We start from the raw sequence: 9,695 nt of genomic DNA, 5'->3' as shown, positions 1-9,695 counted from the left end.
CGATAACTGACTAGTTCATTTAGATAACGTTTGGCAACGTAAAGTTTATGTTCCTGTGTAAACTTGGCCATTGGTGCGGGCACCTCCTATTGTTGGTTGGTGTGTCCAACAATAGGGGTGCAGCTCATTTTTTGCTGAGGAGGCTCGGCCGAACGTCCGTGGAAAGCGGAGCAGTTCCCTTCACCCTCTTCCACACAATAAATGACAGAGTTTTGCAAATCATAGTCTGTGTAAGAAAAACAACAATCTTTGTGAAAAGAGCCAAAAATAAAGAGTGAAAGAAGGAGTGGAATGGATGTGCGGTAGATTTTCCTTAACGACGCCTTTAGAGGAATTGGTGAAACAATATTTGATCGATGAATTTGTTGAAGAATGGCAGCCGAGATACAATATCGCCCCTTCACAGAGCGTTCTTTCTCTTATATCTCATAAGGGAAAAAGGAGGGCAGGGGAGATTACGTGGGGGCTTGTTCCCAATTGGGCAAACCGCTCTAAGTGGAAACCGCTGATTAATGCACGAAGTGAAACACTCCTTGATAAACCAAGCTTTAAATCGCTTGTCCATTCAAAAAGAATGGTGATCTTTGCAGATGGTTTTTATGAATGGAAGAAGGATGAAACAGGTAAGACCCCGATACGGTTCCAATTGAAAGGAGAAGAGCCCTTTGTATTTGCCGGATTATGGGACCGAAATGGGGAGGCAACCACATCCACTATCCTGACAACCGAAGCTAATCCACTGGTCAGCCACGTACATGAGAGAATGCCGGTGATGCTTACAAACCGTGAAGATATTGAGAAATGGCTTAATACTGAGGAATATTCCTATGAGGAAGCGTCTTCCGTGTTAAAGCCGCTCCCTGATGAAAGGATGAAAGGATACCAAGTTTCCACTATTGTGAACTCTCCTAAAAACGATCTGTCGGAATGCATCATCCCGATTTCATCCGAAGTGTAAAAAAAATATTCGTACTATTGCATGATTTGACAATTTATGCGAAGGGAAATAGGGTATAATAGAAGCATAAACGGGTGAAAAAGAGGATTGATACTTTGCTGACAAAAACCATCGAGTTCAAATCGAAGTATGGACGGAAGGTCAAAATCTCAGAAGTTCCTGTATTGAAGAAAGATAACCCTCTCTACCTAAGGGTCAATCTTAGGCTGAATCAATTCATTAAAAAAGTCATCAACCAAAACGAGCCTAAGACCATCTTCAGCTTTCGTGAACATTTAAAGAGAACGACGAAATGGTCAGAGTACGAAGAAATTTATCAATCAGAAGAGTTAAAGAATAATGCATAATTTTTACTGGGGGGTTCTGATCCTTTTTCGCAACTATGCGCAGGGTCAGACCTTTTTATATGATTTAGGTTTAGAAGAAGGGAAGTATCGATCGTCTTCTCGAATGATCGAGTCTGCCCTGAGAGTTAAATGCTGGCTATCTATTTAAATACGTGGCGATTAACGATATAATACTAATGATATGGGAGATAGGATGTGGCAAAATTGACCAAAATAAAGATTGTAACAGACTCGACAGTAGATTTATCAGATGAAATTGTAAAAGAATTGGATATTCATGTGGTTCCTCTGTCTATTTCAATTGATGGAGAAACCTACTTAGATAGAGTGGACCTTTCACCTTTAAGCTTCATAGAAAAAATGAAGTCTTCCAAGGAATTGCCCAAAAGTTCTCAACCCCCTGCAGGGTCATTTGTTGAACTTTATGATAAACTCGGCAAAGATGGTTCCTCCGTATTGTCCATACATATGACAGGGAATATGAGTGGAACTGTTCGCTCGGCAGAGTCGGCTGCAGAAATGTCGTCTTCAGAAGTGAAGGTTGTTGATTCGCGTTTCATTTCAAAAGGGCTGGCGTTTCAAGTAATCGAGGCGGCGAAACTTGCGCAGGAAGGAAAGGCAATGGAAGAAATACTCCATGCCATTGAAGAAATCCGTTCGAAAACAAAACTGTATGTCGTGGTTGATACCCTTGAAAATCTTGTAAAAGGTGGAAGGATTGGGAAAGGGCGCGCTATGATTGGCTCATTACTCAATATCAAGCCGATTGCATCCTTAGAAGGAGCAGAATATACACCGGTTGCGAAGGTCCGAAGTCATTCACAGGTAGTGAAGTATTTAACAGCGCAGTTTGTTGAAGATGTGAAAGGAAAGACCATCCGCGGGGTAGGTTTGGTTCATGCAGACGGACTGAACTTGGCACAAAACCTTAAAGCGAAGATCATTGAAAAAACCGGATATGATCAAATCGACATTGTCCCGACTACGCCAATCATCAGTACTCACACAGGGATTGGTGCAATTGGATTTATGTACTATACAGATTAATATCAGAAGGCGAAGAGGAATTCATCCTCTCGCCTTTTTTTGTTTCAAAAAAGAGACAGCAGGAAAAACCTGCTGTCTGATTTTATGAAGGCATAGGTGTAGGGGTAGGCTTGGCATATCCTTCTTTATATTGCTCATCGATAAAAGTCCTGATTTGTTTGATGGATTCACCATTCTTATACTTTACGATGGACTCGGCAGCAATTTTCAAACAAAGCTCACACCGGGTTCCGTGATCATCCCAAACCACTTTCTCGCCTTCCATTTTATAAACAAAGCAATTGAGGTTGCTTTCGTGACCCGCAGAATCACCACACCCACAATAACAAGGGATGTATTTTAATAGCTCTGGGTTTTTCGCTGCAGAGGAATAGACAAGTCTCATATTGTCATCCTTGTCTTCAAGAAAAGACGGAAGCACATCCACAGATGCCGTTTCTTCTCGAATGTCCCCATTCGCAGCAGTGTGGTCATGTTGCGCTTCTTCATCTGGCTCACTTGAACATCCAGCAAGAATTCCCAGAAGGCCGATCAAAACCGAAAAGTATAATAAAATATTTTTCATCATGTCATTCACCTTTCATTTTGTCATACACGTATTTTACCATCAAATAAACAGCAGGCTCGTCCCAGTTCTTGTTTATTTTATGAATATTCTTGCGACCTCATAACCGAATGTATCATATCATAAAATATAATAGGGAAGATTCCTCATTTTAATGTAATGGACGTGGAATGACATCAGTCCTTCCTTATAGAGCATGACTTAGGGAGAAAGGAAGTGTACATGCTTGTCTGATAAAAAGAAAGTATTGGTCTTTTCAGATTTTGGAATCGATGATATTGTCGCGGTACTGTATGCTTACTATAGTGAGATAATCGAGATTGTCGGAATTGTATCGGATTATGGGAATGTATCAAGAGAAGCGGCATTGAAAAATGTGAAGTACCTGCAAAGTTTAACGGGGATAACGGATATTCCGGTCATTGGCGGAGCGGTCTCTGCCTTAACGGGTACACAGCCTCAGTTCTATCCGGAAGTCCACGGTGTGGCTGGTCTGGGACCGATCATTCCTGATGAAATTGAATTCAATCCATCTGACATCAGTGAGAATTTCTATGAAATCAAGGAAATTATTAATCAATATGCCGGAGAATTATATATCTATTCTGCAGGACGATTGACCTCACTCGCTACGGCCTTTGTTTTATATCCTGAAACGATGAAAAAAGTAAAGGAATTCTATGTAATGGGAGGGGCGTTCCATGTCCCCGGAAATGTTACCCCTGTAGCGGAAGCGAATTTCTACGGAGACCCGTATGCCGCGAATATCCTGATCCAGCTGGCGCCGAAGAAGATTCACCTTATTCCGTTAGACGTCACAATGTATGCCCTTATAACTCCTGCCATGATTGATCATCTTCATGATTTTTATGTGAAAACCAATGATAAGGTCGGTCAAATCATTAAACCGATGGTGGATTATTACTATGAGTTTTATAAAAAGACGTATCCCGATATATCGGGCAGCCCACTTCATGATTTATTGGCGATGTGGGCACTGGCTGACAGTGAAAAGATGATATTTGAGGAAGTACCGATACGAGTGGCTGTCAATACAGGCTGTACATTCGGGGAGAGCATCGGTGATTTTAGGAAGTCTCCGGATAAAGCTCACTGGCCAGTCCATAAAATCGCTAAACAATTCCATTATGGTCAATTCATATCCGATGTATTTGCAACATTGCAGTCAGGACCGAGCCGTCCATAGCAGCTCAGATAACAGGATAAGTGTATTATTGTTTTACCGGAGAACAACCGTGATATACTATATAAAAGAGTAAGCGAGGTGAAGCATATGAAAAAAATATCCATTCTCATGCTCGCTTTTGTTTTTTTCCTTTCAGGATGCACGTTAGAAGATGCTGCTGATCATATTACAAGAGAAGTATCCAGTTGGGAGAAAGAAAGTCCCACTGAAACATTCATTCCTAAAAACTTAAAAGTGGTTTCTATAGGGGATTCACTGACCCAGGGTGTGGGTGACAGTACGAAAAAGGGCGGATATGTGCCTTATTTGGAAAAGAGTCTTGAATCAATGGACGGTGTAAAGGATGCCCAGTTTCATAACTACGGAATCAGGGGAAACCGGACCGATCAATTATTGAAGAGATTGAAGAAGGAAGATGTGAAATCTTCCATCGAAGATTCGGACTTAGTGATGATTACCATCGGGGGAAACGATGTTATGAAAATCTTTCGTGAGAACCTATCACACTTGAAGTTAGAAGTATTCCAGGAGGAGAAACGACAGTATCAACTCCGGTTACAAGAGATAATTGAAACGATCCGAAGCTATAATCCGGATGCAGGCATTGTCCTGGTCGGCCTGTATAATCCTTTTAACACTTGGTTCTCGGATATAGATGAAGTGAATCAAGTGATCCACAATTGGAATGAAGCAAGTATTCAGGTCTTGACAAGTTATGATCGGACGTTATTCGTGAAGATTGAGGACCTGTTTATTGATGCGGGAGATACCTTGTTATATGAAGATTACTTTCATCCGAATGATGATGGGTATAAATTGATCGCAGATCGAATGTTTACGGATCTTGCAAAAGGGGAAACATTAGCTACATTGACAGAGAAAAAAGATTCAAAAGAGGATAGGAGCAGCCGTCATGAAGAATAAATGGAAGGTAGGATTTTTTGTCCTTTTAGGTATGTTCATTTTGGGCCTGGTCATCATCGTGTCCATGATTTTTATGCCAATCAAGGATGACAAACTGCCTGATGGTAACAAAAATAATAATCAAGAAGTAGGGTTTAATGTAGAGACAAACAAGAGTGACTTGAATCTTATAATCGAGCATTATATTGAAGAAGAAGGAATGAAGGGGCCAGTGGATTATGATGTCCAGCTGAAGGATGATGTAGAACTCCTGGGCTCTGTTCCTGTCTTTACATCAGACATTGACTTTAAATTAAATTTTGAACCAAAGGCATTGGACAATGGGGATATTTTGTTAAAGCAGAAATCGATTTCAGTAGGTTCATTGAATCTTCCGGTTAATTACGTGCTGAAAGTAATCAGAGATTCATACAATTTCCCGGATTGGGTCAAAATTCAGCCCAATGATGAATTGATTTATGTCTCACTGCAGGACATGAAATTAAAAAGTGATGTGAAAGTGCGGGCAAACGAATTCGATTTAAAAAAAGATCAAATTTCGTTCAGGTTATTGGTTCCTGTGGACCGTGCACAATAAGAAAAGGTGGCTTCTTAAAGAAGTCACCTTTTTTATATGGGTCAGCTTCATATTTTAGGCCTCGTCACCCTTTTAATAGGAGAGCTTCCAGTTCCGGGGTTCCATTGGCTAAACCTACGGCTACAATCGTGTAGGCTTGATTAGGATCAAATTTTACATTTGGAAGGCTGAGTACACTGTTCTTACTTCCGGAGACCCTGGCTTCAAGGTTTACGGTCATCGGGGTTAACCCAAGATAATCAGTGGCTTGTTTAAAGGAGATATCCTGGAATATGACATCCCCGCCTTTCACGGCTATATCAACTGCCGGCGCGTCAGGGGAAAGATGAATGAATTTCACTTTGGTTTCTCCGTTTGGAACTGTGGGGTCATCCAGGTAAGGGAGTAATTGCATTTTATTAAGCGTTCCTACAGCTGCAAGTGTGTAAATTTTCCCTGGGTCGATTTTGACTTTTTTACTAATGACTGTTGTTACGCCCGTACCGGCAGGGTATACGTCAATATGGTATTTACCGGCTGGCAGTGTTAAATAATCGCTCACATCTTTAAATGCCACATCTCTGAGCACCCGATTTCCATTTACATATACATCTACATCAGGGGCATCAGGGACGGCATGAAGCAACCGTACATATGAAGGTTGAGTGGAGGTTGTGATGTCAGCACGTTGGGCCTGTAAAGCTAGCCTCATGTATTTAAGATGTTTTTGATAATAATGAACATGCATGGATGGATCAGTATATTTATAATAACCGGATAATAGGTCATACATCGCCGCTTTCGTTAAATAATCATGTTGGCTCATCCGTATCTCTCCCTTATCGTATTCACACATTAGAATATGCCGTTGCGAAAAAATGGTGAAAGTACCTATTTTTATAAAAATCAGAAATTTCTCTTGCAAAGAGGATGAAAATATTGGATAATATAAGTAATAATTGAGGAAGTGGGTGATGTTTTATGAGCTTATCATTAATGGAACAAGCAGCTAATGTAAATACGCAACAGATCGGTTCGTCACGTCATCTCACTTCAAACGGGATCATTTGATTTTTTCATTTCTTCTAAATTGGAGAATCCGTTGACGTGTCGAACCACGCAATGGATTTTTTATTTTGGGAGGAAAAAAGTTGAATACTAGAGAAAAAGTTTTTGAGATGATGAATCACTTGACAGAAGAAGGGCTTACATTAGGAAGAGTCGTGACCGAGCAAAGGGGTTCTTATATGGTCATGACGAAGACAGGGGAAGGTTTGAGAAAGGTTTCCGGAAAGCTCAGATTTGAAACCGTGCAGCGTGAGGATCTTCCGGCCGTTGGGGACTGGGTTCTCCTGGGCGGGGAAGGGTCTGTCATTGAAAAAGTGTTACCACGTACAAGTAAGTTTTCGAGAAAGAAGGCAGGGAATGAAGCAGAAGAGCAGATCATAGCCTCAAATATCGATACAGTCTTCATCCTATCTTCATTGAATGATGATCTAAATAGTAAACGGCTGGAGCGATATTTACTTCTATGTTGGGAAAGTGGGGCAAACCCTGTCATTGTGCTGACGAAATCCGATACGTGCACCGATATCGAAAAAAAGAAACGGGAAGTAGAGGACACTTTACTTGGTGTGAAGGTCATAACCATTAGTGCATTGAATCAAGACGGAATTGAGGAACTGATGCCTTATTTGGCCGAGGGTAAAACCGTTGCACTCGTCGGTTCTTCAGGTGTAGGGAAGTCAACACTAGTCAATTTGCTGGTGGGATATGACGTCCAGAAGACAAAAGAAATAAGGGAGTCTGATGATAAGGGACGACATACAACCACCCACCGTGAGTTATTTTTATTAGATAATGGTGCCTCGATCATTGACACACCGGGAATGAGGGAAATCCAGTTATGGCAAGGGCAGGAAGGATTATCGACTCACTATCATGATATCGAGGAGCTAGCACTTCAATGCCGCTTTACGGATTGCCAACATGAGGATGAACCTGGATGCAAGATCCGCAAGGCAATTGAAGAGGGAGCTCTCTCAGAGGAAAGACTCGAACATTTTCAAAAGCTCCAAAGGGAAATCGCTTATATGGAGAGACGGGGAAATAAACGATTGGAATCACTGGAACGAAAGAAATGGAAAAATATCGGTAAGCAGAGAAAGCTGAAATATTGATCAGAAGAGTGACCTTTTTGGAGGTCACTCTTTTTTCGATAATGAGGATAGAATGAATGAAGTACGTCATATCGAGCAGGCTTAATACTTTCCCTTTTTAGTAGGAATGCGTTAAAATCTCATACAAAGGGAATAGTGAAAGAGAATGATTCGGAAAGGATGATGAGAGTATGTCAGAGTCATCAAATTATCAAGTCGCCACGTTTGCTGGAGGATGTTTTTGGTGCATGGTGAAACCGTTTGATGAACAGCCCGGAATCGGAAGTGTGACATCCGGGTATACAGGAGGCCACATTTCCAATCCGACCTATAAAGAAGTATGCAGCGAAACGACAGGCCATTACGAAGCGGTTCAGATTGAATACGACCCTGCTCTTTTTCCTTATGAAAAGCTGCTGAAGGTGTACTGGCAGCAAATCGACCCGACGGATCCAGGTGGCCAGTTTTTTGATAGGGGTCAGTCCTATAAAACGGTTATCTTTTACCACGATGAAGATCAGAGAAAGTTAGCGGAGAAATCAAAGAAGGAACTTGAGGACTCAGGCGTATTCTCTAAACCAATCGTCACCGAAATTTTGCCTGCTAAAGAATTCTATCCTGCAGAAGAATATCACCAGGATTATTATAAAAAGAATCCCGGACATTACAATCGGTACAGCAGGGGATCAGGGAGAGTAGCATTCATCGAAAACCATTGGGGGGAAAAGAATGAGTCATGAAGATGTAAAGAAAAAATTATCACCCGAACAATATGATGTCACTCAAAACAACGGCACGGAGCCACCGTTCAGAAATGAGTATTGGAATACGTTCGAAGAGGGGATCTATGTAGATATCGTGTCAGGAAAGCCTCTATTCAGTTCCAAGGACAAGTATGATGCAGGCTGTGGATGGCCAAGCTTTACGAAACCGATTGATGAACAGGAAATCTCAGAAAAAGAAGATCGGAGTCACTTTATGATCCGTACAGAAGTAAGAAGTAAGGAAGCAGATTCACATTTGGGTCACGTGTTTAATGATGGTCCCGGACCTACAAAACTTCGGTATTGCATCAATTCAGCCGCTCTCAGGTTCATCCCGGTAGAGAAATTGGAAGAAGAAGGGTACGGCTCATACAAGAAGTTATTCTAACAAAGTAAATAGCTGTGAAGACATTCACATATGTGCTAATATAGACTTTTCATGTTTAGTTGGAGCTACATTTGTGTAAATAAAAGTATGATAGGAAGGTGAAAGAAGATGCTAAAAAAGCTTTTTGGTAAAAAGGAAGAAGCACCTAAAACGGTAAGTGCCGTCGCGCCATTGTCCGGTAAGGTTAAATCTCTTGAAGAGGTCCCGGACCCTGTATTCTCTCAAAAGATGATGGGGGATGGAATCGCCATTGATCCGATAGTCGGAAAGGTCGTATCACCTGTAGATGGGGAAATCATGCAACTTTTTCCCACCAAACATGCCGTAGGAATCAAAGCGAAAAACGGCGCAGAAATACTGATACACATCGGACTTGAAACCGTTTCAATGAATGGTGAAGGTTTCGAGGCGCATATTTCGGAAGGTTCAAAAGTAAGCATCGGAGATCCGTTGATTACGTATGACCTGGAATTAGTGAAAGAAAAAGCAAAGAGTACCATCACGCCTATCATCATTACAAATGGGGATGACATGGGAGATCTGGTGAAAAAAGATGTAGCAAGTGTTACAGCTGGGAAAGAAGAAGTTCTGGAGATTTCTTCAAAATAATAAAAAAGGAAAGACCGGCTTGGCTGCCGGTCTTTTTATTTTGGAGGAAAGTGCATCCTCACGAAGGATTATTTTCAATTTATGGAATTAGACGCAAAAAGCTTTGGAAATGACGCAAATAATAAAATAATGACGCAATAAAATTAAAAACGACGCAATACCCCACTGAAA

At 41.3% G+C, this 9,695-nt stretch carries 12 protein-coding genes; 10 read left to right on the top strand and 2 right to left on the bottom strand.

Annotation, left to right across the window (positions count from 1 at the left end; genetic code table 11):
* The first annotated feature begins 295 nt into the window (after nt 1-295).
* From ACIGG7_RS16985 to ACIGG7_RS16975, 3 genes are all read left to right on the top strand, one after another.
* The gene (locus ACIGG7_RS16985; protein WP_397550352.1) at nt 296-958 is read left to right on the top strand and encodes an SOS response-associated peptidase; all 663 of its coding nucleotides are present in this window, start codon (nt 296-298) and stop codon (nt 956-958) included.
* A gap of 95 nt (nt 959-1,053) precedes the next feature.
* Entirely contained in the window at nt 1,054-1,305 is a 252-nt protein-coding gene (locus tag ACIGG7_RS16980) for a YpmP family protein (protein ID WP_263628117.1), read from the top strand.
* A 204-nt stretch (nt 1,306-1,509) separates the two neighbouring features.
* Entirely contained in the window at nt 1,510-2,352 is an 843-nt protein-coding gene (locus ACIGG7_RS16975) for a DegV family protein (protein WP_397550374.1), read from the top strand.
* Nucleotides 2,353-2,434: 82 nt separating this feature from the next.
* On the opposite strand, the gene ACIGG7_RS16970 is transcribed toward ACIGG7_RS16975, so the two are convergent.
* Nucleotides 2,435-2,917, bottom strand: a complete 483-nt coding sequence (locus ACIGG7_RS16970; RefSeq protein WP_397550373.1) for a PCYCGC motif-containing (lipo)protein — start codon at nt 2,915-2,917, stop codon at nt 2,435-2,437.
* Between the two features lie 226 nt (nt 2,918-3,143).
* Between ACIGG7_RS16970 and ACIGG7_RS16965 the strand changes: the two genes are divergently transcribed.
* From ACIGG7_RS16965 to ACIGG7_RS16955, 3 genes are all read left to right on the top strand, one after another.
* Complete coding sequence (locus ACIGG7_RS16965) at nt 3,144-4,124, top strand: nucleoside hydrolase (protein ID WP_224940468.1); 981 nt, start codon at nt 3,144-3,146, stop codon at nt 4,122-4,124.
* A gap of 87 nt (nt 4,125-4,211) precedes the next feature.
* Nucleotides 4,212-5,048: an SGNH/GDSL hydrolase family protein gene (locus tag ACIGG7_RS16960; protein ID WP_224940469.1), complete on the top strand. Its 837-nt coding sequence runs from the start codon at nt 4,212-4,214 to the stop codon at nt 5,046-5,048.
* Nucleotides 5,038-5,625 (top strand): YpmS family protein, encoded by a 588-nt coding sequence (locus ACIGG7_RS16955; RefSeq protein WP_224940470.1) that lies wholly within the window; start codon nt 5,038-5,040, stop codon nt 5,623-5,625. Before ACIGG7_RS16960 ends, ACIGG7_RS16955 begins: the two co-directional genes overlap by 11 nt.
* A 64-nt stretch (nt 5,626-5,689) precedes the next feature.
* On the opposite strand, the gene ACIGG7_RS16950 is transcribed toward ACIGG7_RS16955, so the two are convergent.
* Entirely contained in the window at nt 5,690-6,430 is a 741-nt protein-coding gene (locus ACIGG7_RS16950; RefSeq protein WP_224940471.1) for a DUF4397 domain-containing protein, read from the bottom strand.
* Nucleotides 6,431-6,755: 325 nt separating this feature from the next.
* Between ACIGG7_RS16950 and rsgA the strand changes: the two genes are divergently transcribed.
* The 4 genes from rsgA (at nt 6,756) to ACIGG7_RS16930 (ending at nt 9,524) form a co-directional block, all read left to right on the top strand.
* Nucleotides 6,756-7,784, top strand: a complete 1,029-nt coding sequence (gene rsgA, locus ACIGG7_RS16945) for a ribosome small subunit-dependent GTPase A (protein ID WP_397550351.1) — start codon at nt 6,756-6,758, stop codon at nt 7,782-7,784.
* A gap of 170 nt (nt 7,785-7,954) precedes the next feature.
* On the top strand, nt 7,955-8,503 hold the full coding sequence (gene msrA, locus ACIGG7_RS16940) for a peptide-methionine (S)-S-oxide reductase MsrA (RefSeq protein ID WP_224940473.1): 549 nt from the start codon (nt 7,955-7,957) through the stop codon (nt 8,501-8,503).
* Nucleotides 8,493-8,915, top strand: a complete 423-nt coding sequence (gene msrB / locus ACIGG7_RS16935) for a peptide-methionine (R)-S-oxide reductase MsrB (protein WP_224940474.1) — start codon at nt 8,493-8,495, stop codon at nt 8,913-8,915. Before msrA ends, msrB begins: the two co-directional genes overlap by 11 nt.
* A 108-nt stretch (nt 8,916-9,023) precedes the next feature.
* Nucleotides 9,024-9,524 (top strand): PTS sugar transporter subunit IIA, encoded by a 501-nt coding sequence (locus ACIGG7_RS16930; protein WP_397550350.1) that lies wholly within the window; start codon nt 9,024-9,026, stop codon nt 9,522-9,524.
* Nucleotides 9,525-9,695 lie beyond the last annotated feature (171 nt).

It is taken from the genome of Rossellomorea sp. NPDC077527, assembly GCF_044542955.1.
GTDB classification, from domain to species: Bacteria; Bacillota; Bacilli; order Bacillales; family Bacillaceae_B; genus Rossellomorea; species Rossellomorea aquimaris_E.
Note: the sequence above shows the minus strand (reverse complement) of the source record. Positions and strands in the feature narration are given on the sequence as shown.

Coding starts and splice junctions, on each gene's coding strand:
- msrB (WP_224940474.1), top strand. CDS start 8,493: ATGAGTCATGAAGATGTAAAGAAAAAATTATCACCCGAACAATATGAT.
- ACIGG7_RS16985 (WP_397550352.1), top strand. CDS start 296: ATGTGCGGTAGATTTTCCTTAACGACGCCTTTAGAGGAATTGGTGAAA.
- ACIGG7_RS16950 (WP_224940471.1), bottom strand. CDS start 6,430: ATGAGCCAACATGATTATTTAACGAAAGCGGCGATGTATGACCTATTA.
- ACIGG7_RS16930 (WP_397550350.1), top strand. CDS start 9,024: ATGCTAAAAAAGCTTTTTGGTAAAAAGGAAGAAGCACCTAAAACGGTA.
- ACIGG7_RS16955 (WP_224940470.1), top strand. CDS start 5,038: ATGAAGAATAAATGGAAGGTAGGATTTTTTGTCCTTTTAGGTATGTTC.
- ACIGG7_RS16970 (WP_397550373.1), bottom strand. CDS start 2,917: ATGAAAAATATTTTATTATACTTTTCGGTTTTGATCGGCCTTCTGGGA.
- msrA (WP_224940473.1), top strand. CDS start 7,955: ATGTCAGAGTCATCAAATTATCAAGTCGCCACGTTTGCTGGAGGATGT.
- ACIGG7_RS16960 (WP_224940469.1), top strand. CDS start 4,212: ATGAAAAAAATATCCATTCTCATGCTCGCTTTTGTTTTTTTCCTTTCA.